Origin of the sequence: Ideonella alba (assembly GCF_018069845.1) — a bacterium.
GTDB lineage: Bacteria > Pseudomonadota > Gammaproteobacteria > Burkholderiales > Burkholderiaceae_C > Ideonella > Ideonella alba.
Window position 1 is genome coordinate 64,138 of the sequence record NZ_JAGQDD010000020.1, and the last position, 24,182, is coordinate 88,319.

Here is a 24,182-nt window from a genome sequence, read left to right on the forward strand (position 1 = left end):
GCTGCGCAGGGCCGGTCGGGTGGCCGGCCCTTCGTAGAATGCCGTGATGCCTTTTGTCCACCTGCGCACCCACACCGAGTTCTCCGTCGTCGATGGCACCCTGCGGATCGACGATGCGGCGGCGGCGGCCAAGGGCGATGGGCAGGTGGCGATGGCCATCACCGACCTGGCCAACCTGTTCGGCGGGGTCAAGTTCTACAAGGCCTGCCGCGGCAAGGGCGTCAAGCCCATCCTGGGCGCCGATGTCTGGGTCGAGCCACTGCCCGACGCGGGCGACCGCACCCAGGCCACGCGCCTGCTGCTGCTGGTGCAGAACAAGCAGGGCTACCTCAACCTGTCGGAGCTGCTGGCCCGCGCCTGGACCCAGCATGTGCAGCGCGCCCAGGCCTGGGTGGCCTGGAGCGACCTGCGCGAGCTGCACGCCGGGCTGATCTGCCTGTCGGGCTTCGAGCATGGCGCGGTGGGCCAGGCGCTGCTGCAGGGCGACACCGCCCGCGCCGCCGCGGTGGCGCGCGAGCTGGCCGCGCTGTTTCCGCGCCGCTTCTACCTGGAGCTGCAGCGCGCCGGCATCCCCAGCCATGAGCCGCTGGTGCGCGCCACCGTGCCGCTGGCCGCTGAGCTGGGCCTGCCGGTGGTGGCCACGCACCCGGTGCAGTTCCTGACGCCCGATGACTTCGAGGCCCACGAGGCCCGCGTCTGCGTGGCCGAGGGCGAAACGCTGGCCAACCCCAAGCGCGTCAAGCGCTTCACCAGCGACCAGTACCTGAAGTCGCAGGCCGAGATGCAGGCGCTGTTCGCCGACATTCCCTCGGCCATCGCCAACACCCTGAAGATCGCCCAGCGCTGCAGCCTGAGCCTGGTGCTGGGCAAGCCGCAGCTGCCCGACTTCCCCACGCCCGAGCTGCCCGACGGCAGCCGCATGCCGATCGAGCAGTTCTTCCGCGAGGAAAGCTACAACGGCCTGGACAAGCGCCTGCAGCAGCTCTTCCCCGACCCGGCGCAGCGCGAAGCCGAGCGGCCGCGCTATGTGGAGCGGCTGGAGTTCGAGCTGGGCACCATCCTGAAGATGGGCTTTCCGGGCTACTTCCTGATCGTCTCGGACTTCATCAAGTGGGCCAAGGCCAACGGCTGCCCGGTGGGGCCGGGCCGGGGCTCGGGCGCGGGCTCGCTGGTGGCCTACGTGCTGTTCATCACCGACCTCGACCCGCTGCAGTACAAGCTGCTGTTCGAGCGCTTCCTGAACCCCGAGCGGGTGTCGATGCCCGACTTCGACGTCGATTTCTGCCAGGGCAACCGCGACCGGGTGATCGAGTACGTCAAGGAGAAGTACGGCCGCCCCGCGGTCAGCCAGATCGCCACCTTCGGCACCATGGCCGCCAAGGCCGCGCTGCGCGACATCGGCCGCGTGCTGGGCATGGGCTTCGGCCATGTGGACAGCATCGCCAAGCTGATCCCGGCGCCGCCGGGCAAGACGGTGACGCTGGCCAAGGTGCCGCCCGAGCCCGACAAGGGCGTGATCTATGCGCGCCTGGAAGCGCCCGAGCTGGAGGAGCGCGAGAAGAACGACGAGGAGGTGGCCGAGCTGCTGCGCCTGGCCGCCAATGTCGAGGGCATGGTGCGCAACATCGGCATGCACGCCGGGGGCGTGCTGATCGCGCCGGGCAAGATCACCGACTTCTGCCCGCTCTACCAGCAGCCCGGCAGCGACAGCGCGGTCAGCCAGTACGACAAGGACGATGTGGAAGCCATCGGCCTGGTGAAGTTCGACTTCCTGGGCCTGGCCACGCTGACCATCCTGGAGCTGGCCAAGGACTTCATCACCAGCCGCTACCCGGACCAGAAGGACTTCGCCTACGAGAACCTGCCGCTGGACGACAAGGCGGTCTACAAGCTCTTCTCCGACGGCCTGACCGAGGCGGTGTTCCAGTTCGAATCGCGCGGCATGCAGGGCATGCTGCGCGACGCCCGGCCCAGCCGGCTGGAAGACCTGATTGCGCTGAACGCGCTGTACCGCCCGGGCCCGATGGACCTGATCCCCAGCTTCGTCGCGCGCAAGCACGGCAAGGAGGTGGTGGAATACCCGCACCCGCTGGTCGAGCCGGTGCTCTCCGAGACCTACGGGATCATGGTCTACCAGGAACAGGTGATGCAGACCGCCCAGGTGCTGGGCGGCTACAGCCTGGGCGGCGCCGACCTGCTGCGCCGCGCGATGGGCAAGAAGAAGGCGGAGGAGATGGCCGAGCACCGGCTGATCTTCCGCAACGGCGCGGCGAAGAATGGCATCGAGCCCGAGAAGGCCGACGAGATCTTCGACCTGATGGAGAAGTTCGCCGGCTACGGCTTCAACAAGTCGCACGCCGCCGCCTACTCGCTGCTGGCCTACCACACCGGCTGGCTGAAGGTGCACTACACGGCCGAGTTCTTCGCGGCCAACATGACGATCGAAATCAGCGACACCGACAAGCTCAAGGTGTTGCTGAACGACGCGGTCAAGAACTTCGGCATCCGCTTCGAGCCGCCCAGCGTCAACCGCGGCGTCTACCGCTTCGAGCCCTTGCCCGGGCCTGAGGGGCGCAAGGCGATCCGCTATGGCCTGGGCGCGATCAAGGGCACCGGCCAGGGCGCGATCGAAGCCATCGTGGCGGCGCGCGAGGAGGGTGGGCCCTTCAGCAGCCTGTTCAATTTCTGCCAGCGCGTGGACAAGGGCCGCGTGAACAAGCGCGTGGTCGAGGCGCTGATCAAGGCGGGTGCGTTTGACGAGCAGCACCCGGATCGCGCGGCGGCACTGGCCAGCGTGTCGCTGGCCTTCGACTGGGCCGAAACCCAGCAGGCCAACGCCAACCAGGGCGGCCTGTTCGACTTCGACGATGGCGACGGCCACGGCAGCCACACCCAGGAGCCGCCGCTGGTGGTGGCCGAGCCCTGGACGGTGCGCGAGAAGCTGTCGCTGGAGAAGACCGCGCTGGGCTTCTACCTGTCGGGCCACCTGTTCGACCAGGACGAGGCCGAGGTGCGCCGCTTCGTCAAGCGTCGCGTGGCCGACCTGATCGATTCGCGCGACCCGCAGCTGCTGGCCGGCATCGTCAGCGACCTGCGCATCATCAATGGCCAGCGCGGCCGCGTGGGCATCTTCAAGCTCGACGACAAGAGCGAGCCGATCGAGGCCGTGGCCGGCGAGGAGCTGCTGGACGCCCACCGCGACCTGCTGAAGGACGACGAGCTGCTGATCGTGCAGGGCCGGGTGAAGCCCGACCGCTTCAGCGGCGGCCTGCGGCTGGATGTCAGCGCGGTGTGGAGCCTGCCCGCCGCGCGGGCGCGCCACGGGCGCCAGCTGTGGGTGGAACTGCGCGGCGGCAGCACCGCGGCGCTGCCGCGCATCACCGAACTGCTGCGCCTGCACCCGCCCAAGGTGGTCAGCGACGAGCAGGGCGAGACCCGCCAGGGCCTGCCGGTGCGGCTTCGCATCACCGGCGACCGCGCCAGCGGCGAGTTGGACCTGGGCGAGGCCGGCCGCTTCTGGCCGGCCGACGAGGCCCTGGCCGCCTGGCGCGCCCTGGCCGCCGAGGGGCAGGCGCGCATCGCCTACGACGAGGGCCGATGAGCGGCGGCCGCTTCACAATTGCTTGCGGCTTGCCCGCCGCCCTGTGACAACCAAGGCCGGGCGTGCGGCGTTGTTCACGCATCGCCACTTGAGACCGATCTGAACATGAAGAAGCTGACCCCCCTGCTTGTGATGGGCGCCGCCGGCCTGCTGGCCGCCGTGCTGGGATCACCGGCCCAGGCCGCCGAGGTCGGGGTGTCGATCGGGATCAGCCAGCCGGGCGTGTATGGGCGCATCGACATCGGCCGCTTCCCGCAGCCGGACGTCATCGTCCAGCAGCCGGTGGTGGTGCGCCAGGTACCGGTCTATTCGGCGCCGCCGCAGCCGGTGTATCTGTGGGTGCCGCCGGGCCACCGCAAGCACTGGTCGCGCCACTGCGGCCGCTACAACGCCTGCGGCGTGCCGGTGTACTTCGTCCGCGAGGACTGGTATCGCCGCCATGTTGCGCCGGCCCCGGTCTACCGCTCGCATCCCCGCTACGAGCCGCACGGTCCCGGCGAGCATGGCCGCGGCCGCGGCCACGACTGATCGGTCGACAGCGGTCTTTTCCTCGCAATGCAGGCACCGGGGGCGGGCATAGACTCGCCCCATGTCCGCGTCCTCGTCCCCTGTCACGGGCCTGGTGCTCACCGGCGGCGGTGCCCGCGCGGCCTACCAGGTCGGCGTGCTCGTGGCCTTGGGCCGGCTGCGCGCCGAGGCCGGTCAGGCCGGCGCCCCGACCCCGTTTCCGGTGATTGCCGGCACCTCGGCCGGGGCCATCAACGCCGCCGTGCTGGCCGCCGGTGCCGATGACTTCGACGCCACCGTGGCGCGCATGCACGCGGTCTGGCACGATTTCCACGCCGAACAGGTCTACCGTGCCGACGCCCTGGGCGTGATCCGCAGCGGCGCCGGCTGGCTGACGATGCTGTCGATCGGCTGGATGCTGGCGCGCTGGCGCCGCCAGAAGCCACGCTCGCTGCTGGACAACACGCCGCTGGCCGCGCTGCTGGCCGAGGCGGCCCGGCTCGAGCGCCTGCCGCAGCTGATCGCCAGCGGCCATCTGCAGGCGCTGGCGCTGAGTGCCTCGAGCTACAGCACGGGCCAGCACATCACGTTCTATGAGGCGGCCCAGGAGGCGCAACCCTGGGTGCGTTCGCAGCGCCTGGCGGTGCGGCAGCGGCTGTGCATCGACCACCTGATGGCCTCGTCGGCCATTCCCTTCGTGTTTCCGGCTCGGCTGCTGTCGATCGATGGCATGCCCGAATGGCTGGGCGATGGGTCGATGCGGCAGGCGGCGCCGATCTCGCCGGCCATCCACCTGGGCGCGCAGCGCGTGCTGGTGGTGGGTGCCGGCCGCATGCATGAGCCGCCGGGCGAGCGCCACGTCGACCCGGGCTATCCGTCGCTGGCGCAGATCGGCGGCCACGCGCTGTCGAGCATCTTCCTGGACACGCTGGCGGTGGACATCGAGCGCCTGCAACGCATCAACCGCACGCTGTCGCTGATGCCGCCCGAGGCCCGCGAGGCCAGCAGCCTGCGGCCGGTCGAGCTGCTGGTGATCGCGCCCAGCCAGCGCCTGGATGACCTGGCCGCGCGCCACCTGCATGCGCTGCCGCCGATGGTCCGCGCCCTGCTGCGCGGCCTGGGGGTGTCCGGGTCGGCGGGCTCGACCAGCGGTGCGGCACTGGCCAGCTACCTGCTGTTCGAGGCCGACTACACCCGCGAGCTGATCGCGCTGGGCGAGGCCGATACGCTGGCGCGGCGTGACGACGTGCGGCGCTTCTTCGGTTGGGACCGGTAGGCCGGACGCAGCCGGGGTGGCTGGTCAGGCGAAGGCTCAGACAGCCGCGCCATTCACGCGCAGACCCGCCTGTGACAGGCGTCGCGCGGTGGCCGGGCCCAGGCCCTTGACGCGGCGCTGCAGCGCGCGCCAGTCCTTGAACGGTCCGCCACGCCGGCGCTCGGCCAGGATGGCCTCGGACAAGGCCGGACCGACGCCGGGCAGCATTTCCAGCTCGGCCTGGTTGGCCTGGTTGACCTCCAGGCGCGTGTCGGCCGCCTGCAGCGCCACAGGGGCGCTCAGGCACCAGGCGAGCCAGTGGCGGCGTTGGCGGTTCATCGCGCGGCCAGGGCCGGCGGGCGCGCCGGGCTGGGTGGTGCGTACTCGGTGCCGAACAGGTCCAGCGTGGGCTCGTAGTAGCGCGATCGGACCGCCAGCAGGTGCTGCACGGCGTGGTCGGCCCAATCCAGCCGGAATGGGCGCTGCGCCAGTGCCTGCAACTGCGCTGGGTCCGGCGCCGTACCGCGGCTCCACCAGTAGAGCGGGATGGCGTAGCCGGCCTCGGTGCTCTGGCTGTGGCCGGCGAAGTCGCTGACGTGGCCGACCTCCTGGCCGTGGTCGCTGACATACAGCAGCTCCAGCGCGCGGTCGGGACGCTGACGGTGCAGCGCGTCCATCATGCGCGCCAGCACGTCGGCGCCGCAGCGCACCGCGTCGTCGTACTCGTTGCGGGCGCGCACGATGCTGCTGCTGCGGCCGGCGGCGCGCAGCGCGCGGGTGACCTCGTCGTCCTCGGTGGCCACGGCCCACTGGCGCATGGCGGCAGGGCAGCGCTGCGCGAAGTGGAAGTGCTGGCCCAGCAGGTGGATCACCAGCAGCTCCTGCGGCGCCGCAGGGGCCGCCAGCCACTGGTCCAGCGCGGGCAGCAGGTCGTGGTCGGTGGCCGAGCTGTCGCGCCAGTTGCCGTGGTTGATGAAGCGGCGCTGGTCGGCGCTGGCGGCCATCGACGCGAACCAGCCCTCGTGCGCCGGCTGGTTGGACAGCCAGGTCACGCGGTAGCCGGCGGCGCGGGCCAGCTGCGTGACATCCGGCGTGCTGGCCCAGTCCTCGGGCCGCTCCAGCGTGGCGGCGGTCAGTGCCAGGCGCAGCGAGGGCAGCGTGAAGGCTTCGGCCGACCAGGCCTGGCGCAGCAGCACATGGCTGCCGGGCAGCCGGGCCATGGCCTGGGCCAGCGCGGCGGTGGTGTCGCGCGGGTAGCCCAGCAGGCCCCAGTTCAGGCGGGTGTTGGACTCGCCAATGACCAGCACCACGGTGCGCGGCTGCTCGTCCAGCCGCCGGACCTGCCAGTCGGCGCGCTGGGCCCAGAGCGCGGCGCGGGTGCTGTCGAGCTGGGCGATCTCGCGCTGGGCCTTCAGGTGGCGGGCATAGACCACGCCCCAGCGCGCCAGCGGCTCGGCGCGCAGCATCGCCGGGTTCAGGTGGAGCAGGGCGGCCAGCAGCAGCAGGGCGATCAGCGGCCAGCGCGCCGCGCGGTGGTTGGCGGCGGGAGCCAGGCGCCAGCGCCAGGCGCTCCACAGCGCGGCCGCGGTGAAGCCCAGGCCGGTGGCGATGGCGCGCCACTGCTCGCCCAGGAAACCGGCGACCTCGGCACCGCTGGTGTTGGCCAGCGACTCGGCGATCACGCTGGGCTGCGGCTGCGAGCCGAAGTAGCCGCGCAGCAGGCCCTGGGTGCCGATGTCCAGCGCAAACAGCCCGGCCAGCAGCAGCCACACGTGCTTGGCCGCGCGCGGACTGCGGCAGCCCGCCAGCAGCCACAGCCCGCCGCCCAGCACCAGCCACCAGGCCAGCGACTTGGCCAGGTCCTTGGTCAGCATGAAGCCCAGAGCCCATGCCGCCGCATGCAGGCCCAGGCCGAAGAGGACGAAGCGCCCGCCGGGCCGCTGCACCACACCGAGCGCGCGCATCAGGCGAAGGTGGTGGGTGTGCGGCCGGTCAGCAGCGCCAGCAGCGCCGCGCCCACCTGGCGGGCGTTGTGCGCCTCGTCGAAGTCCGGCACCAGGGTCTTGTAGTGGCGCTCGACCACACCCTCATGGCAGTGGTGCAGAAACTGGCCGACCGAGCGCTCCAGCGCCGCGTGGTCGGGCGGTGCGGCAACGATATCCTCGAAGCGCAGGCCGGGGTGCCAGCGGTGCACGCCCGGCAGGTCGGCGTACCAGGTGGCGCCGAAGACCAGCGCCGGCTTGCCCTGGCGCACCGCCTCCCAGCCCACGGTGCCGCTGATGCTGGCGACGAACTCGCTGCGCGCGGTCAGCTCGTGGGTGCTGGTGTGCGAGGCCATGAAGACCAGGTTGGGAATGCGGCGCAGGCGGTGGAAGAACATCGGCCCGCGCATGAAGGCGCCCTGCTTGGGGTTCTCCTTCACGTAGATGGCCACGTCCTCGGGCAGCATGCGCGCCAGCGACTCGATCGCCAGGGCCTGGTCCTTGAACGGGCCGCCCAGCGCCGAGGTGGTCATCTCGGGCTGCAGTTGCAGCGGGAAGTAGACGAAGCGCCGGCTCCAGTCGGGCTGCACGTCCTCGAACTGCAGCAGGTGCTCGAAATAGGCCAGCGAGTCTTCGTGGAAGAAGCGCGCGAAGGGGTCACGCCAGTCGGGCAGGCCGCCGTAGATGTGCTGCATGCGCCGCAGCAGTCCCGCCACGTACAGCGGGTTCAAGGCCTTGAGCTTGCGCTTGGTGAGCAGGAAGGTCATCAGCTGCACCAGCGCGCGCAGCGAGATGCGGCCGCTGGCCTGCTTCTGCTGGCCGATGCCCTTCATGTAGAAGTGCTGCAGGGTCTCGCCGCGCTGGATGGGGTAGGGCGGCGCGGCCTCGGCGTCGGGGCGCAGGCGGCCGTAGGCCTCGATCGTCGGCATCGAGATGAAGCGGTTGGGAAACAGCGACTGCGAGACGATCAGCGTGGGCAGGCCCATGGCCCGCGCCACCTGCCAGACCAGGGTGTCGTGCACCAGGTGGGGTACGTTGAAGAACAGCGCATGCGTGGCGCCGCTCTCGGCGATGCGCTGCGCGAAGACATCCGCCAGCACATGGAAGTAGTCCCAGTATTCGTGGAAGCCGTGCAGCGGGTGCGGCAGGTGGGCAAAGGGCTCGGCACGGCGGTGCAGGTGGTCGATGAACTCGTCCACCCGCTCCTCGTAGTCCTCCTGCATGAACAATGCGTGGGCCAGGCCGGTGAAGCGCGTGTCCTGGGTCAGGTGGCCGCGACGGCCGCGGCGCAGGTTCATCCGCGAGACAGCAGAGGCCTTGTAGTCGGACTCGGTGTTGCCCAGGTGCAGGACCAGCTCGACCTCCGGCCCGGCCTGGCGCAGCAGCTCCTGCAGGGCCGCATCGGTGTTGGCCGCGGTGGACACGGCAAGCAGGCGGATCGTCATGGCGGGTGGTGGGCAGCGGGCCGGGCGGTGGCCCTCAGGGTTCGTCGAGCATCCGGGGCGGGAAGCTGTCCCAGCTGAGGCAGCCCGGGCATTGCCAGAAGTGGCGCTGCGCCTCGAAGCCGCAGGCGGCGCAGCGGTAGCGCTGCAGCGGCTTGGCGGCGCGGGCCACGGCCTCGCGCACGGCCTGGGCGCTGGCGGCGTCCCACTGCTCGACCGGCCGCGCCAGCACACCCAGCGCGGCACTCAGCGTGGGCTGGGCGGCCAGGTGCGGCAGCAGGCCGGGTGCGTCGGCCAGCTCGGCGCCGTCCAGCCGGGCCAGGGCGCGCAGCAGCGGCAGGCTGGGTGCGCGGCGGTAGGCCTCGGTCAGGCGCTGGCGGGCGGCCTCCTGCTGGCCGGCGGCGCGGGCGGCCTCGGCATAGTCCTGGGCCACCAGCTGGAAGACCTGCGGGTCGCGCACCTCCAGGTCGCCCCACAGCGCCAGCGCGCCGGCGGCATCGCCCAGGCGCAGCGCGCGCTGGCCGGCCAGCAGCAGCGGCCGCGGGGCGTTGGGGGCGGCAGCGCGGGCGGTGGCCAGCGCGGCGGCGGCCTCATCAGGCTGGCCGCGGCCGTCCAGTTCCAGCGCACGCTCGCACCAGTGGTGGGCGATGCGGGTGCCGAAGGCACCGGTGCCCAGCTTTTCGAGCGCGGCGGCGGTGTCGGCGGCCTGCTCCCACTCGCGCGAGCGCTCGTACAGGCCCAGCAGCGCCAACCGGGCGTCGGTGTCGAAGGGGGTGCCCTGCAGCGCCTTGTAGGCCTGTTCGGCGCGGTCGAACAGGCCGGCCTTCATGAAGTCCTGCGCCAGTTCGTGCTGCACGCGGTCGCGGTCGCTGGTGGCCAGGTCGCCGCGGTTCAGCAGGTGCTGGTGCACGCGCACCGCGCGTTCAAATTCGCCACGGCGGCGGAACAGGCTGCCCAGCGCGAAGTGCAGCTCGGTGGTGTCGGGGTCGTGCTGGACGGCCTCGATGAAGGCGTCGATCGCCTTGTCCTGCTGTTCGTTGAGCAGCAGGTTCAGGCCCTGGTAGTAGGCGCGCGGTGAATCGGACTGGGCGCGCTTCCACTGGCGCAGGTCCATGCGCGAGGCCAGCCAGCCCAGGCCGAAGGCCAGCGGCAGCCCCAGCAGCAGCCAGGAGAGGTCAAATTCCATGCGCGCGGGCGTCGGTGAGGTCGTTGACCGAGGCGGTGGCGGGCACCGCGGGCGCCTGGGCCGGTCCCGCTGGCGCGGCCACCGGTGCGGCGCTGCGCTGGGCCAGACGGCGCTGGCGCCACCACGAGGGCGCCATGGCCAGCACGCCCAGCACCAGCCCGGCGCCGAAGGCCGCCAGCACCACGAAGACCATGCGCGTCTCCCAGGCGTGGCCGAAGAACCAGTTCAGAGCCACGACATGCTGGTTGTTCAGCGCGAAGGCGAACAGCGAGAAGAAGATGAAGGCTCGCAGGAGCCAGACGATGAAGCGCATCGGCGGGGCAGGGATGTTCGGCGCATTGTAGGCAGGGCCGGCCGCGCATGAAAAAGGGCCCCGAAGGGCCCTGGTCAGCGCGGATGGTGTCGTGCCTCAGGCCGGATCGGCCGGCAGGCTGGCGTCCACGCCTTCGCGCAGCGCCTTGCCCGGCTTGAAGTGCGGCACCAGCTTCTCGGGGATCGTGACCTGCTCGCCGCTGCGGGGATTGCGCCCCACGCGCGGCGGCCGGCGGTTGATCGAGAAGCTGCCGAAGCCCCGGATCTCGATGCGGTGGCCGCGGGCCAGCGCATCGGACATCGCGTCGAGCATGGTCTTGACCGCGAACTCGGTGTCCCGCTGCGTGAGCTGCGAGAACCGTTCCGCGAGCTTGTTGACCAAATCCGATCGGGTCATTCGGCGTTCTCAGGCGATCAGTTGCCGCCCTGGTCCAGCTTGGCGCGCAGCAGGGCGCCCAGGCTGGTGGTGCCGGCGTTCTCGCGCTCGTTGGACTGCGACAGACGCTGCATGGCTTCCTGCTGGTCGGCCTGGTCCTTGGCCTTGATCGACAGCTGGATGTTGCGGGTCTTGCGGTCGACGTTGACGATCATCACCGAGACCTCGTCGCCTTCCTTCAGCACGTTGCGGGCGTCTTCGACGCGGTCGCGGCTGATTTCGGAGGCGCGCAGGTAGCCCATGACGTCGTCGGCCAGCTGCACTTCGGCGCCGCGCGGGTCGACCGTCTTGACGGTGCCGTTGACGATGGCGCCACGGTCATTGACCGAGGTGAAGGTGGCAAACGGGTCGCCGTCGAGCTGCTTGATGCCCAGCGAGATGCGCTCGCGTTCGACATCGATGCCCAGAACGATCGCGTCGACTTCCTGGCCCTTCTTGTAGTTGCGCACGGCGGTCTCGCCCGGCTCGTGCCAGGACAGGTCCGACAGGTGCACCAGGCCATCGATGCCGGCAGCCAGGCCCACGAAGACGCCGAAGTCGGTGATCGACTTGATCGGGCCCTTGACGCGGTCGCCGCGCTTGACCGTGGCGGAGAACTCCTCCCACGGGTTGGCCTTGCACTGCTTCATGCCCAGCGAGATGCGACGCTTGTCCTCGTCGATCTCCAGGACCATGACTTCGACTTCCTCGCCCAGGGTGACCACCTTGGAAGGCGCGACGTTCTTGTTGGTCCAGTCCATTTCGGAGACGTGCACCAGGCCTTCGATGCCCGGCTCGATCTCGACGAAGGCGCCGTAGTCGGCGATGTTGGTGACCTTGCCGAACAGGCGGGTGCCCTGCGGGTAGCGGCGGGCCACGCCCATCCAGGGGTCGTCGCCCAGCTGCTTCAGGCCCAGCGAGACGCGGTTCTTCTCGGCGTCGAACTTCAGGACCTTGGCCTGCAGTTCCTGGCCGACGGTGACCACTTCGCTCGGGTGACGGACACGGCGCCAGGCCATGTCGGTGATGTGCAGCAGGCCGTCGATGCCGCCGAGGTCGACGAACGCACCGTATTCGGTGATGTTCTTGACCACGCCGTTGACGATCGCGCCTTCGGTCAGGGTCTCGAGCAGCTTGGCGCGCTCTTCGCCCATCGAGGCCTCGACCACGGCACGGCGCGACAGCACGACGTTGTTGCGCTTGCGGTCGAGCTTGATGACCTTGAATTCCATGGTCTTGCCCTCGAACGGCGTCATGTCCTTGACAGGACGCGTGTCGAGCAGCGAGCCCGGCAGGAAGGCGCGGATGCCGTTGACCAGCACGGTCAGGCCGCCCTTGACCTTGCCGCTGACGGTGCCGGTGACGAAGTCGCCCGACTCCAGCGCGGTTTCCAGCGCCAGCCACGAGGCCAGGCGCTTGGCCTTGTCACGCGACAGGATGGTGTCGCCGTAGCCGTTCTCGACGGCGTCGATCGCCACCGAGACGAAATCGCCGACCTGGACTTCGACTTCGCCCTGGTCGTTCTTGAATTCCTCGATGGGCACATACGCTTCGGACTTCAGGCCGGCGTTGACCACGACGTGGCTGTGCTCGATACGAACGACTTCGGCGGAGATGACCTCGCCGACGCGCATGTCGGCGCTCTTCAGCGATTCCTCGAAGAGGGCGGCAAAGGATTCTTGCATGGTGTTTCCTGGACCGGCGGCGCGCCGCCGGCGTTGGCTGCAGACCGGGAGGCCTGCCGGGTTGAGGTTGACGAGATCACCGCCCCCGGCGGTGCTGTGCGCACCAGGAGGGAGGGGCGGTGGGCCCTGTGGCCGCTGAACGCGCAGCCTGAGCGGGATGGCTCAGGCCAGGCGGCCAAACGGCCGGCGCTCGTGCCACCAGCCCAGGCAGCGTTGCACCGATTCCTCGATGCCCAACTGCGAGTTGTCCAGCAGCACGGCGTCCTCGGCGGGCTTCAGGGGCGCAGCCGAGCGATTCATGTCCCGCTCGTCGCGCGCCCGGATGTCTGCGCGAAGACTGTCGATATTAGCGGAAATTCCCTTAGAAATCAACTGCTTGTAGCGGCGCTCGGCGCGCTCGTCGGCGCTGGCGGTGAGGAAGACCTTGAGCGCCGCGCCCGGGAACACCACGGTGCCCATGTCGCGGCCGTCGGCCACCAGGCCCGGCACGCGGGCAAACGAGAGCTGCACGTCGTGCAGCGCCTGGCGCACGGCGGGGTGGACGCTCACCTGCGAGGCCATCGCGCCGGTGGTTTCCAGGCGCAGCTCGTCGCTGATGTCGCGGCCGTCCAGCCAGACCTGCTGGCCCTGGAAACGCAGCGCCATCGCGGCCGCCACCCGGGCCACGCCCGCGCCATCGCCCAGCGCCACGCCCGCCGCCCGGGCGGCCAGGGCGGCAGCGCGGTAGAGCGCACCGGAGTCCAGCAGGTGGTAGCCCAGGCGCTCGGCCAGTTCGGCCGCCAGCGTGCCCTTGCCCGACGCCGTGGGGCCATCCACCGCGATCACAGGCACCGCGCCGGGCAGCGGCTCGACCAGGCTGAACAGCGCCTCGAAGTAGTCGGGGAAGGTCTTAGCCACGCACTTCGGGTCGGCGATGCGCACGGGCACCGATGCGCCGGCCAGCGGGTTGAAGGCGGCCAGCGACAGGCACATCGCCATGCGGTGGTCGTCGTAGGTGTGGATCAGCGGGGCGCGCCAGGCGTGCAGCGGCTGCACCTCGATGAAGTCGGGGCCTTCGGTGACCGTGGCGCCGAGCTGGCGCAACTCGGTGGCCATGGCGGCGATGCGGTCGGTCTCCTTGACGCGCCAGCTGGCGATGTTGGTCAGCCGGGTCGGGCCATCGGCGTACAAGGCCATCACCGCCAGCGTCATCGCGGCGTCGGGGATGTGGTTGCAGTCCAGCGTGATGCCCTTGAGCGGCCAGGCACCGCGGCGCACCTCCAGCCAGCCCGGGCCGCCGCTGACCTGCGCGCCCATGGCCTGGGCCGCCTCGACGAAGCGGATGTCGCCCTGGATGGCGTCGAAGCCCACGCCCTCGATGCGCACCGGCGCGTCGGTGCCGGCGATCGCGCCCAGCGCGATGAAGTACGAGGCCGAGGACGCATCGCCTTCCACATGGATACGGCCCGGCGTGCGGTAGGCCGAGCCCTGCGGGATGGTGAAACGCTGCCAGCCCTCGCGCTGCACGTGGATGCCGAAACGCGCCAGCAGGTTCAGCGTGATCTCGATGTAGGGCTTGGAAATCAGCTCGCCCACCACCTCGATCACCACCGGCCCCTGGCCACTGACCAGCGGCAGCGCCAGCAGCAGCGCGGTGAGGAACTGGCTGGAGACGTCGCCACGCACCGGGATCGGTTGCGCGGTGTCCAGCGCGTGCAGCGCGCCGTCGCCCACGCGAAGCGGCGGGTAGCCGGGCTGGCCCAGGTCGGCCACCGGGCAGCCCAGCGCGCGCAGCGCGTCGACCAGGTCGCCGATCGGCCGCTCGTGCATGCGCGCCACGCCGGAGAGTTCGAAGGCACCGCCCTGGGTGGCCGCCAGCACCGCCAGCGCGGCGGTCAGCGGGCGCATCGCGGTGCCGGCGTTGCCCAGGAAGAGCCGGGCCTCGCGCGTGTGCAGGCGGCCGCCCAGGCCGGACACATGCAGCACCTCGCCCTCGCGGCGCAGGCCGCAGCCCAGCTGTTCCAGCGCGGCCAGCATCACCCGGGTGTCGTCGGAATCGAGCAGGTCGTGGACCGCGGTCGTGCCCTCGGCCAGGCCGGCCAGCAGCAGCACGCGGTTGGAGATGCTCTTCGAGCCCGGCAGGCGCACGGTGCCGCGGGCGCGGACGAGGGGCGGCAGGTCGAGGAAGGCGGTGTCGAACATGGGTCGGCGGCCGGCGGCACAGCGCCGGCAGGGGATCAGTTGTGGCGGGCGCCGGAGCTCAGGCGCCAATGGCTGCGGGCTTGCGAGACGCCCTGGATCAGCGCCTCCAGCGCCTCGCCGTGGCAGTCCTGCAGCGCCTTCTCAAGCACGCCCAGCGCGCCGCGGAAGCGCTCGGACTGCTTGATCACCTCCTCGCGGTTGGCAATCAGGATGTCGCGCCAGATCGCCGGGTCGGAGGCGGCGATGCGGGTGAAGTCGCGGAATCCCGGTCCGGCCAGCGCCAGGAACTGCTCGCTGTCCTTCTGCTGCAGCAGCCCGGCCATGTAGGCAAAGGCCAGCAGGTGCGGCAGGTGGCTGACGGCGGCAAAGGCGGCGTCGTGCGCCTCGGGCGTCATCACCTGCACATGGGCGCCCACCGCGGTCCAGACCGCACGCGCCTTGTCGACCAGGCCGGCATCGGTCTGGGCGATCGGTGTGAGGATGACCTGGCGGTCGCGGTAGAGCTGGGCGTCGGCGTGCTGCACGCCGGCCTGTTCCTTGCCGGCAATCGGGTGGGCCGGCACGAAGGCCGGCGCGCGCTCCTTGAGCACGCGGCGCACTGCGTCTACCACGTCGCGCTTGGTGCTGCCCACGTCCATGAACAGCGTGGCCGGCGTCACCAGGTGGCGGATGGCGCGCAGCGTGGCATCGGTGGCGGCCACCGGCACGGCCAGCAGCACGATGTCGGCGCCGGAAACGGCCAGCAGCGCGGATTCGGCGACCTGGTCGATCACGCCCAGCTGGCGCGCCTTGTCGGTGGTGGTGGGCGACTTGCTGTAGCCGATCACCTTGTCGACCAGTCCGGCCTCCTTGAGCGCCAGCGCAAAGGAGCCGCCCATCAGGCCGCAGCCGATCAGGCCGAGTTGCTTGAACATTGCCATGGTCGGCACAGCCCTCAGTGGACGTCGACGGGGTAGGTGCCCAGCACCTTGAAGAAGGCGCAGGCCTCACGCAGCTCCTTCATCGCCTGGTCCACGCGGGATTCATCCGGGTGGCCCTGCAGGTCGATGAAGAAGTAGTACTCCCACTGTCCCGAGCGCGCCGGGCGGGATTCGAGGCGGCTCATCGACACGCCATGCTTCTTCAGCGGCGCCAGGATGTCGTACATCGCTCCGGGCCGGTTGTTCACCGAGACCACCAGGCTGGTGCAGTCGTGGCCCGAGGCTTTGGGCGCCGGGTGGCGGTGCGGGTCGGTGACGATGGCGAAGCGGGTGCGGTTGTGGGCGTCGTCCTGGATGGCCGGTGCCACCACATGCAGGCCGTACTCGTTGGCCGCGCGCACGCTGGCGATGCCGGCCAGGCGCGCATCCTGGCCCGCCTGGCGCGCGCCCTCGGCGTTGCTGGCCACCGGGCGGCGCTCGGCCTGCGGCAGGTGCAGCGACAGCCATTCGTGGCACTGCGCCAGCGCCTGCGGATGGGCGCAGACCGCCTCGATGGCGTCCAGCGAGTTGTCCTTGCGCAGCAGGTTGTGGCGCACGAACAGGCTGGTCTCGCCGATGATGAACAGTGGCGTGGTCAGGAAGATGTCCAGCGAGCGCGCCACCATGCCTTCGGTGGAGTTCTCGACCGGCACCACGCCGAAATCGGCCACGCCGGCCGAGGTGTTGCGGAACACCTCGTCGATGCTGGCGCAGGGCACGCGCACGATCGAGCTGCCGAAGTAGCCCAGCGCCGCCTCTTCGCTGAAGGTGCCGGCCGGGCCCAGGTAGGCCACGCGGGTGGGCGTTTCCAGCGCGCGGCAGGCGCTCATGATCTCGCGCCAGATGGGTGCGATGTTGTCGTTCTTCAGCGGTCCGGGGTTGCCGGCCTTCAGGCCGTCGATGACCTGGGCTTCGCGCTCGGGGCGGAAGACCACCGAGCCTTCCTTCTTCTTGATCTCGCCCACCTGCAGCGCGATGCTGGCGCGCCGGTTCAGCAGCGCCAGCAGGTCGCGGTCCAGGGCGTCGATCTGGTCGCGCAGCGCCAGCAGCGCCGGCTGGGCGGCGGGTTGGGTGTCGCCCGGCGGCGGTTGGATCGGTTCATCAGCCATGGCGGCGGGCGAAGTCCTGCAGGTAGGTGACCAGCGCCTGCACGCCGGCCAGCGGCATGGCGTTGTAGACGGACGCGCGCATGCCGCCCACGCTCTTGTGGCCCTTGAGCTGCAGCAGCCCGGCCTCGCGGGCGCCGGCCAGGAAGGCCTCGTTCAGGCGCTCGTCGGCCAGGAAGAAGGGCACGTTCATGCGCGAGCGGGCATCGCGGGCCACGCGGTTGCTGTAGAAGCCGCCGTTGTCGTCGAGGTAGCCGTAGAGCAGCTGCGCCTTCTCGATGGCGCGGCGCTCCATCTCGGCCACGCCGCCCTGGGCCTTGATCCACTGGAACACCAGGCCGGCGATGTAGATGCCGTAGGTGGGCGGCGTGTTGTACATCGAGGCGTTGTCGGCCACGTTCTTGTAGTCGAAGGCCGAGGGCGTGATCGGCAGCGCGTGGCCCAGCAGGTCCTCGCGCACGATGACGATGGTCACGCCGGCCGGGCCGATGTTCTTCTGCGCGCCGGCGAAGGCCAGGCCCACGCGCGACCAGTCGATGCCGCGCGAGAGCACGTGCGAGGAGCAGTCCACCACCAGCGGCGCGCGGCAGCCCAGCGCGGCCAGGTCGGGCAGGGTGTGCATCTCGACGCCGTGGATGGTCTCGTTCGAGCACACATGCACATAGGCGGCGTTGTCGCGCAGGCGCCAACTGGTGGGGGCGGGCAGCGTGGTGTGCCGGTCGGCCTCGTTGCTGGCGGCGGCCTGCGCGTCAGCGTACCGGCGCGCTTCCTGCAGCGACTTCTGGCTCCACGAGCCCGTGACCACCACATCGACCGCGCCGCCGCGCGAGCAGTTCATCGGCACTATGGCGTTCTCGCCCAGACCGCCACCCTGCATGAACAGGATGCGGAAGTGCGCAGGCACCGCCAGCAGCTCACGCAGGTCGCGCTCGGCCGCTTCGTAGATCGAGATGAACTCCTTGCCGCGGTGGCTCATCTCCATCACGCCCATGCCGCTGCCGTGCCAGTCCAGCATCTCGGCGGCGGCCTGCTGCAGCACGGCCTGCGGCAACATCGCCGGTCCGGCCGAGAAGTTGAACGGTCTCGTCACTTGCGGGCTCCGGACGCCGCGGGCTTGGGCGCCGGCGCCGACGCGGCCGGACCGGCCGCCGCAGCCGCCTTCAGCTTGGCCATGACCGTCTGCTCCAGCGCCTTGAGCTTGGGCTCGACGGTGGCGCGCGTCTCGCTGACCACGCGCTCGGAGATGCGGCCCGGCAACTGTCCGCCGATCTCGCTGTACTTCTTGGACGCGGGCGATTCCAGAAAGGCGATGACCAGCTTCAGCTCGTCCTCGCTGAACTTCTCTTCCAGCATCGCCGGGGCGATCGCCTGGCCGGCCTTGCCGGCGCGCTCGACCAGCACCGGGGCGATGCCGTCGTAGAACTTGCGCACCTCGGCCTGGATCTCCTTGCCCACGGCCTCGCGGCGTTCGGGCGGCAACTGGTTCAGGGCTTGGCCGGCGGCGGCCAGCAACTGCTGCGCCGGCTGGCCGGCGACGCCGCGGCCGATGGCCTCGTAGTCGGCCTGCTGCAGTGCCACGACGCGCGCGACCAGCTCCTTCTTGGTCTGGGCCCACGCCGGTGCGGCGGCCATCAGGGCGGCCAGCGCCAGCAGGGTGAGTCGGTGCGTCATTCGGTGTCTCCAGGGGTGTCTTCGGTGTCGGCGCCGGCATCGTTGGCGTCGTTCTCGACGATGCGCTGCAGGCCCGAGAGCTTGGCGCCATCGTCCAGCGCGATCAGCGTGACGCCCTGCGTGGCGCGGCCGAGCTCGCGGATCTCGGCAACGCGGGTGCGCACCAGCACGCCCTTGTCGGTGATCAGCATGATCTCGTCCTCGGCACGCACCAGCGTGGCGGCGACCACCTTGCCGTTGCGTTCGCTCTGCTGGATCGCGATCATGCCCTTGGTGCCACGGCCGTGGCGGGTGTATTCGACGATGCTGGTGCGCTTGCCGAAGCCGTTCTCGGTGGCAGTGAGCACGCTTTGCGATTCGTCCTCGGCCACCAGCATGGCGATCACGCTCTGGCCGTCTTCCAGCATCATGCCGCGCACGCCGCGGGCCTGGCGGCCCAGCGGCCGCACGTCGTCCTCGTCGAAGCGCACCGCCTTGCCGCCGTCGCTGAACAGCATCACGTCGTGGTGGCCGTCGGTCAGTGCGGCGCCGATCAGGAAGTCACCCTCGTCCAGGTCCACGGCGATGATGCCGGCCTTGCGCGGGTTGCTGAATTCGTCCAGCGCGGTCTTCTTGACCGTGCCGCGCGCGGTGCACATGAAGACGTAGTGGTCTTCAGGGAAGCTGCGGAACTCGCCGGTCAGCGGCAGCACCACGGTGATCTTCTCGCCCGGCTGCAGCGGGAACATGTTGACGATGGGCTTGCCGCGGCTGCCGCGGCCGCCCTGCGGCACTTCCCAGACCTTGAGCCAGTACACGCGGCCGCGGTCAGAGAAGCACAGGATCCAGTCGTGGGTGTTGGCGATGAAGAGCTGGTCGATCCAGTCGTCGTCCTTGGTGGCGGTGGCCTGCTTGCCGCGGCCGCCGCGCTTCTGGGCACGGTACTCGGTCAGCGGCTGGCTCTTGATGTAGCCGGTGTGGCTGAGCGTGACCACCATGTCGGTGGGCGTGATCAGGTCCTCGGTGCCCAGCTCCTGCACGTTGTGCTCGATCGTGCTGCGGCGCGCGCCCGCCTTGGTCTGGCCGAATTCGGTGCGCAGCGCGGTGAGCTCGTCCGAGATGATGACGGTGACGCGCTCGGGCTTGGCCAGGATGTCCAGCAGATCGGCGATCTGCGCCATCACGTCCTTGTACTCGCCGACGATCTTGTCCTGCTCCAGGCCGGTCAGGCGCTGCAGGCGCATCTGCAGGATCTCGCCGGCCTGGTCGTCAGACAGGCGGTACAGGCCGTCGGGCTGCATGCCGAAGTGCATCGGCAGGCCCTCGGGGCGGTAGGCCGCGGCGCTGCCGGGGTTCTCGCCCTCGGCGCGCGAGAGCATCTCGCGCACCAGCGACGAATCCCAGCTCTGCGCCATCAGCGCGGCCTTGGCCATCGGCGGCGTCGGCGACTCCTTGATGATGCGGATGAACTCGTCGATGTTGGCCAGCGCCACCGCCAGGCCTTCCAGCACGTGGCCGCGCTCGCGGGCCTTGCGCAGCTCGAACACGGTGCGGCGGGTAACCACCTCGCGGCGGTGCTCGAGGAAGATCTCCAGCAGCTGCTTGAGGTTGCACAGCTTGGGCTGGCCGTCGACCAGCGCCACCATGTTCATGCCGAAGGTGTCCTGCAGCTGGGTCTGCTTGTACAGGTTGTTGAGCACCACCTCGGGCACTTCGCCGCGCTTGAGCTCGATCACCACCCGCATGCCGGACTTGTCCGACTCGTCCTGGATGTGGCTGATGCCCTCGATCTTCTTCTCGTGGACCAGCTCGGCAATGCGCTCGAGCAGGGTCTTCTTGTTCACCTGGTAAGGGATCTCGTCGACGATGATCGCCTGGCGCTGGCCGCGGTCGATGTCCTCGAAGTGCACCCGGGCGCGCATCACCACGCGGCCACGGCCGGTGCGGTAGCCCTCGCGCACGCCGCCCACGCCGTAGATGATGCCGGCGGTGGGGAAGTCGGGCGCCGGGATGATCTCCATCAGCTCGTCGAGCGTGGCCTCGGGCGTGCGCAGCAGGTGCAGGCAGGCGTCGACCACCTCGTTGAGGTTGTGCGGCGGGATGTTGGTGGCCATGCCCACCGCGATGCCGGCCGCGCCGTTGACCAGCAGGTTGGGCAGCCGCGTGGGCATGACCAGCGGCTCGGTCTCGGAGCCGTCGTAGTTCGGGCCGAAGTCGACGGTTTCCTTGTCGATGTCGGCCAGCATCTCGTGGGCGATCTTGGCCAGCCGGATTTCGGTGTAGCGCATCGCTGCCGCGCTGTCGCCGTCGACCGAGCCGAAGTTGCCCTGGCCATCGACCAGCATGTGGCGCAGGCTGAAGTCCTGCGCCATGCGCACGATGGTGTCGTACACCGCGGTGTCGCCGTGCGGGTGGTACTTACCGATGACGTCACCGACGATACGGGCCGACTTCTTGTACGGCCGGTTCCAGTCGTTGTTCAGCTCGTGCATCGCATAGAGCACGCGCCGGTGCACCGGCTTGAGGCCGTCGCGGGCGTCGGGCAGGGCCCGGCCCACGATCACGCTCATCGCGTAGTCCAGGTACGAACGCCGCATCTCCTCTTCGAGGCTGATCGGCAGGGTTTCCTTGGCGAACTGGGTCATGGGGTCGGCGCGGTCCTGCGCGGGGGCGCAGAACGGTGGCGGGGCGCGATAAGGCCGAAACCGGGCATTCTAAAGGGGGCACCCTGTCGCGACGGCGCAACAGGCTGTGTCCTCCGACCACGCCCGGCGCCCAAAATGCGGATCACCCGACGCCCTATGGCACAATGAGTTGTCGGTGGTGAGCGCTCGCAAGGACCGGGTGTTTGCCAGGTTATCTCGCTTCCGATTTGGACGTATCGCAGGCCTCTGCGGCTTTCCTTGAGAGGAGAATCATGAAGAAACTGAACAAGGTGGCAATGCTGTTCGCAGCTGCCGCGCTTGCTGCCCCGATGTCGAGCGCCTTCGCCCAGAAGACCGTCGACAACTGGCGTAATGCTGATGGCTCGCTGGTGTGGAAGAACGGCACCAACGAACTCTGCTGGCGCGATGCCAACTGGACGCCGGCCACGGCTGCCGAGAACTGCGACGGCGCGCTGAAGCCTGCCGCTCCGGCCCCGGCGCCCGCTCCGGCCCCCGCGCCCGCCCCGGCTCCGGCGCCCAAGCCGCCCGCGCCGCCCGCTCCGCCGGCCGCTCCGGTCAGCGAAAAGGTCACCTACGCTGCCGACGCCTTCTTCGACGTCGACAAGTCGGTGCTGAAGCCTGAAGCCAAGGCCAAGCTGGACGACCTGGTTGCCAAGACCAAGGGCATGAACCTGGAAGTCATCATCGCCGTCGGCCACACCGACAGCGACGGCTCTGACGCCTACAACCAGAAGCTGTCGGTCCGCCGCGCTGACTCCGTGAAGGCCTACCTGGTCGACAAGGGCGTCGAGAAGAACCGCGTCTACACCGAAGGCAAGGGCGAGAAGCAGCCGGTCGCCGACAACAAGACCAAGGAAGGCAAGGCGAAGAACCGCCGCGTCGAGATCGAGGTCGTCGGTACCCGCAACAAGTAATCCGCTCGCCGGATGCTTCGAAACCCCGCTGCGGCGGGGTTTTTCACATCTGCCGCTGATCAGATCCAATCCCGCTGCGGCGGGATTGTTCGTTTCAGGCCGCTACCATCACGCCCATGAGCATCAACGCCGACCCGCAGGAACTGGACAAGTTCGGAGACCTGGCCCACAAATGGTGGGACCCCGATGGCGAATTCCGCCCCTTGCACCAGATCAACCCGCTGCGCCTGGACTGGATCGCCGAGCAGGCCACGCTGGCGGGCGCGCGTGCGCTGGACGTGGGCTGCGGTGGCGGCATCCTGGCCGAGGCCATGGCCCGCCGCGGCGCCCAGGTCACGGGCATCGACCTCTCCACGAAACCGCTGAAGGTGGCACGGCTGCATGCGATGGAGTCGGGCGTGGCGGTGGACTACCGCGAGGTGGCCGCCGAGGCGCTGGCGGCCGAGCAGCCTGGCGCCTTCGACGTGGTCACCTGCATGGAGATGCTGGAGCATGTGCCTGAGCCGGGCTCGGTGGTGCAGGCCTGCGCCACGCTGGCCAAGCCCGGTGGCTGGGTGTTCTTTTCCACCCTCAACCGCAACTTCAAGTCCTGGCTGTTCGCCATCGTGGGCGCGGAGTACGTGCTGAAGATGCTGCCGGCTGGCACGCACGATCACCACCGCTTCATCCGTCCGAGCGAACTGTCGCGCTGGGTGCGCGGGGCGGGGCTGGAACTGTCGGCGATGCGGGGCATGGAACACAACCCGCTGACCGGTCGCTACTGGCTCAGCAGCGACACCAGCGTGAACTACCTGATCGCCTGCCGCAAGCCGCTCGCATGAGGGCCGGTGTGCAGGCGGTGCTGTTCGATCTGGACGGCACCCTGGTCGACAGTGCGCCCGACCTGGCCGGTGCCGCCAATGAGCTGCGTGAACGCCACCAGCGGCCTGCCTTGCCGTTCGAGGCCCTGCGTCCGATGGTGGGCGCCGGCGCGCGCGGCATGCTGGGCGTGGCCTTCGGCGTGGCGCCGGGCGATGCCGCATTCGACACCCTGCGCGAGGACTTCCTGTCGCTCTACGAGGCCCGCATGCTGCGCGAGACGCGCGTCTTTGCGGCGATGGAGCCGGTGCTGCAGCGCCTGGAAGGCGCCGGTCTGCGCTGGGGCATCGTGACCAACAAGCACGAGCGCTTCGCCTGGCCGGTGATCCAGGGCCTGGGGCTGGACCGACGCGCCGCGGCGCTGGTGGCAGGCGATACCACGCCGCATGCCAAGCCGCACCCCGCGCCACTGCTGGAAGCGGCCCGGCAGGCCGGCGTGGCGCCCGAGGCCTGCATCTACGTCGGCGACGACCTGCGCGACATCCAGGCCGGCCGCGCCGCCGGCATGGCGGCCCTGGCCGCTGCCTGGGGTTACCTGGGCCAGGGCGAGGCGATCGAGGACTGGGCGGCCGATGCGGTGCTGTCCGAACCGATCGATCTCTTGAAGTGGCTGGAACTGACCTAAACTACAGGACTCCTGGGGCCGACCTGGTTTCGACGTGGGTGCGGAGTCGGGATAGTGCATGCCGAGCACCAGTTCGCTCGTAAAACCACTGGAAACAAGTAACTGCGAACGACGAACGTTTCGCCCTCGCCGCTTAACACCGGTGAGCCTCTCAGCAGTTGGCCGATGGGCTGCGTCTGAGGTCGCAAGGCCGAAGACAGAGAGGTCATTCACATTGGCTGGTCGACCGGTGGGCCACTCACCAGGCGACGAGACTCAGTGGCTGGCATCCCGGGCAGCGTGCTGCTGCGCGGCACGGGGTGTGAGATCCAAATCAGTCAGCTAAGCATGTAGATCTACCTGGCGATGGCTTGCGGACGGGGGTTCAATTCCCCCCGGCTCCACCATACATAGGTCCGCACTGGACCGAAAACGATCAGAGCGCTAAGTAAATCAAATACTTAGCGCTCTTTTTTCATCCGCATACGACCAGACGACACCACCTGAGTCCAGGGCTTGTATGGGTAACACTGAGGGTAAGTCACCCCAGACGGCCCTATCTGGCTTAAAGTTACCCTCATGGCACGGACGGATCTTCTCTCGGACAGGGCTATCAGGGCTGCTCTCAAGGCAGCCAAGCTGGAGGGTCGTCCTGCCAAGCTGCTGGACGGTGCGGGGCTACACCTGGATGTTCGCCCGACAGACGCCGGATGGTGGCGGTTCCGCTATCGATTCGGCGGCGTGGAGAAGATGCTCTCGCTGGGCACCTACCCAGCCGTCGGGCTAGCGCTTGCAAGGCAGAGAAGGGCAGAGGCACGGGCCCAAGTGGCGGCGGGTGTCGACCCCAGTGCAGTCCGTC

The 24,182-nt window shown here is 69.7% G+C and carries 19 protein-coding genes, 1 other RNA gene and 1 pseudogene; 8 read left to right on the forward strand and 13 right to left on the reverse strand.

The window, feature by feature from the left end; genetic code table 11:
- Positions 1-46: 46 nt before the first annotated feature.
- The 3 genes from dnaE to KAK03_RS20455 all read left to right on the forward strand — a co-directional run bounded on the left by dnaE (position 47) and on the right by KAK03_RS20455 (position 5,384).
- Complete coding sequence (gene dnaE, locus KAK03_RS20445; RefSeq protein WP_210856552.1) at positions 47-3,601, forward strand: DNA polymerase III subunit alpha; 3,555 nt, start codon at positions 47-49, stop codon at positions 3,599-3,601.
- A 105-nt stretch (positions 3,602-3,706) separates the two neighbouring features.
- Positions 3,707-4,129 carry a hypothetical protein gene (locus KAK03_RS20450; RefSeq protein WP_210856553.1) on the forward strand — a complete coding sequence of 141 codons (423 nt, stop codon included), beginning with the start codon at positions 3,707-3,709 and terminating at the stop codon, positions 4,127-4,129.
- 61 nt (positions 4,130-4,190) lie between these two features.
- Positions 4,191-5,384 carry a patatin-like phospholipase family protein gene (locus tag KAK03_RS20455; RefSeq protein WP_210856554.1) on the forward strand — a complete coding sequence of 398 codons (1,194 nt, stop codon included), beginning with the start codon at positions 4,191-4,193 and terminating at the stop codon, positions 5,382-5,384.
- Positions 5,385-5,420: 36 nt separating this feature from the next.
- On the opposite strand, the gene KAK03_RS20460 is transcribed toward KAK03_RS20455, so the two are convergent.
- The 13 genes from KAK03_RS20460 to gyrA all read right to left on the reverse strand — a co-directional run bounded on the left by KAK03_RS20460 (position 5,421) and on the right by gyrA (position 20,926).
- Positions 5,421-5,702: a ComEA family DNA-binding protein gene (locus KAK03_RS20460; RefSeq protein ID WP_210856555.1), complete on the reverse strand. Its 282-nt coding sequence runs from the start codon at positions 5,700-5,702 to the stop codon at positions 5,421-5,423.
- Positions 5,699-7,327 carry a phosphoethanolamine transferase gene (locus KAK03_RS20465; protein ID WP_210856556.1) on the reverse strand — a complete coding sequence of 543 codons (1,629 nt, stop codon included), beginning with the start codon at positions 7,325-7,327 and terminating at the stop codon, positions 5,699-5,701. Before KAK03_RS20465 ends, KAK03_RS20460 begins: the two co-directional genes overlap by 4 nt.
- On the reverse strand, positions 7,327-8,790 hold the full coding sequence (locus KAK03_RS20470) for a capsular polysaccharide export protein, LipB/KpsS family (RefSeq protein WP_210856557.1): 1,464 nt from the start codon (positions 8,788-8,790) through the stop codon (positions 7,327-7,329). Before KAK03_RS20470 ends, KAK03_RS20465 begins: the two co-directional genes overlap by 1 nt.
- Before the next feature lie 34 nt (positions 8,791-8,824).
- Positions 8,825-9,973 carry a lipopolysaccharide assembly protein LapB gene (gene lapB / locus KAK03_RS20475; protein ID WP_210856558.1) on the reverse strand — a complete coding sequence of 383 codons (1,149 nt, stop codon included), beginning with the start codon at positions 9,971-9,973 and terminating at the stop codon, positions 8,825-8,827.
- The gene (locus KAK03_RS20480) at positions 9,963-10,286 is read right to left on the reverse strand and encodes a LapA family protein (RefSeq protein ID WP_210856559.1); all 324 of its coding nucleotides are present in this window, start codon (positions 10,284-10,286) and stop codon (positions 9,963-9,965) included. Before KAK03_RS20480 ends, lapB begins: the two co-directional genes overlap by 11 nt.
- A gap of 96 nt (positions 10,287-10,382) precedes the next feature.
- Complete coding sequence (locus KAK03_RS20485; RefSeq protein WP_210803918.1) at positions 10,383-10,682, reverse strand: integration host factor subunit beta; 300 nt, start codon at positions 10,680-10,682, stop codon at positions 10,383-10,385.
- Positions 10,683-10,699: 17 nt separating this feature from the next.
- Positions 10,700-12,385 carry a 30S ribosomal protein S1 gene (gene rpsA / locus KAK03_RS20490; protein WP_210856560.1) on the reverse strand — a complete coding sequence of 562 codons (1,686 nt, stop codon included), beginning with the start codon at positions 12,383-12,385 and terminating at the stop codon, positions 10,700-10,702.
- A 162-nt stretch (positions 12,386-12,547) separates the two neighbouring features.
- Positions 12,548-14,566 (reverse strand): bifunctional 3-phosphoshikimate 1-carboxyvinyltransferase/cytidylate kinase, encoded by a 2,019-nt coding sequence (locus KAK03_RS20495; RefSeq protein WP_210856561.1) that lies wholly within the window; start codon positions 14,564-14,566, stop codon positions 12,548-12,550.
- 35 nt (positions 14,567-14,601) lie between these two features.
- Positions 14,602-15,480 (reverse strand): prephenate dehydrogenase, encoded by an 879-nt coding sequence (locus tag KAK03_RS20500; protein ID WP_210856562.1) that lies wholly within the window; start codon positions 15,478-15,480, stop codon positions 14,602-14,604.
- A 20-nt stretch (positions 15,481-15,500) separates the two neighbouring features.
- Positions 15,501-16,634 carry a prephenate dehydratase gene (pheA, locus tag KAK03_RS20505; protein WP_210856563.1) on the reverse strand — a complete coding sequence of 378 codons (1,134 nt, stop codon included), beginning with the start codon at positions 16,632-16,634 and terminating at the stop codon, positions 15,501-15,503.
- Complete coding sequence (serC, locus tag KAK03_RS20510; protein ID WP_210856564.1) at positions 16,627-17,721, reverse strand: 3-phosphoserine/phosphohydroxythreonine transaminase; 1,095 nt, start codon at positions 17,719-17,721, stop codon at positions 16,627-16,629. The genes pheA and serC overlap by 8 nt, the downstream gene beginning before the upstream one ends.
- Positions 17,718-18,302: a DUF2059 domain-containing protein gene (locus tag KAK03_RS20515; protein WP_210856565.1), complete on the reverse strand. Its 585-nt coding sequence runs from the start codon at positions 18,300-18,302 to the stop codon at positions 17,718-17,720. Before KAK03_RS20515 ends, serC begins: the two co-directional genes overlap by 4 nt.
- The gene (gyrA, locus tag KAK03_RS20520) at positions 18,299-20,926 is read right to left on the reverse strand and encodes a DNA gyrase subunit A (RefSeq protein WP_210856566.1); all 2,628 of its coding nucleotides are present in this window, start codon (positions 20,924-20,926) and stop codon (positions 18,299-18,301) included. Before gyrA ends, KAK03_RS20515 begins: the two co-directional genes overlap by 4 nt.
- A gap of 272 nt (positions 20,927-21,198) precedes the next feature.
- Here gyrA and ompA point away from each other — a divergent pair, with 272 nt between their 5' ends.
- From ompA to KAK03_RS25455, 5 genes and pseudogenes are all read left to right on the forward strand, one after another.
- On the forward strand, positions 21,199-21,861 hold the full coding sequence (ompA, locus tag KAK03_RS20525) for an outer membrane protein OmpA (RefSeq protein WP_210856575.1): 663 nt from the start codon (positions 21,199-21,201) through the stop codon (positions 21,859-21,861).
- Between the two features lie 116 nt (positions 21,862-21,977).
- Complete coding sequence (gene ubiG, locus KAK03_RS20530; RefSeq protein ID WP_210856567.1) at positions 21,978-22,682, forward strand: bifunctional 2-polyprenyl-6-hydroxyphenol methylase/3-demethylubiquinol 3-O-methyltransferase UbiG; 705 nt, start codon at positions 21,978-21,980, stop codon at positions 22,680-22,682.
- Positions 22,679-23,344, forward strand: coding sequence for a phosphoglycolate phosphatase (gene gph / locus KAK03_RS20535; RefSeq protein WP_210856568.1), 666 nt, complete (start codon positions 22,679-22,681; stop codon positions 23,342-23,344). The genes ubiG and gph overlap by 4 nt, the downstream gene beginning before the upstream one ends.
- A 14-nt stretch (positions 23,345-23,358) precedes the next feature.
- Positions 23,359-23,730: a transfer-messenger RNA gene (gene ssrA, locus KAK03_RS20540) on the forward strand.
- 172 nt (positions 23,731-23,902) lie between these two features.
- Positions 23,903-24,172 (forward strand): annotated as a pseudogene (locus KAK03_RS25455) (Arm DNA-binding domain-containing protein); the annotation flags it as partial.
- Positions 24,173-24,182 lie beyond the last annotated feature (10 nt).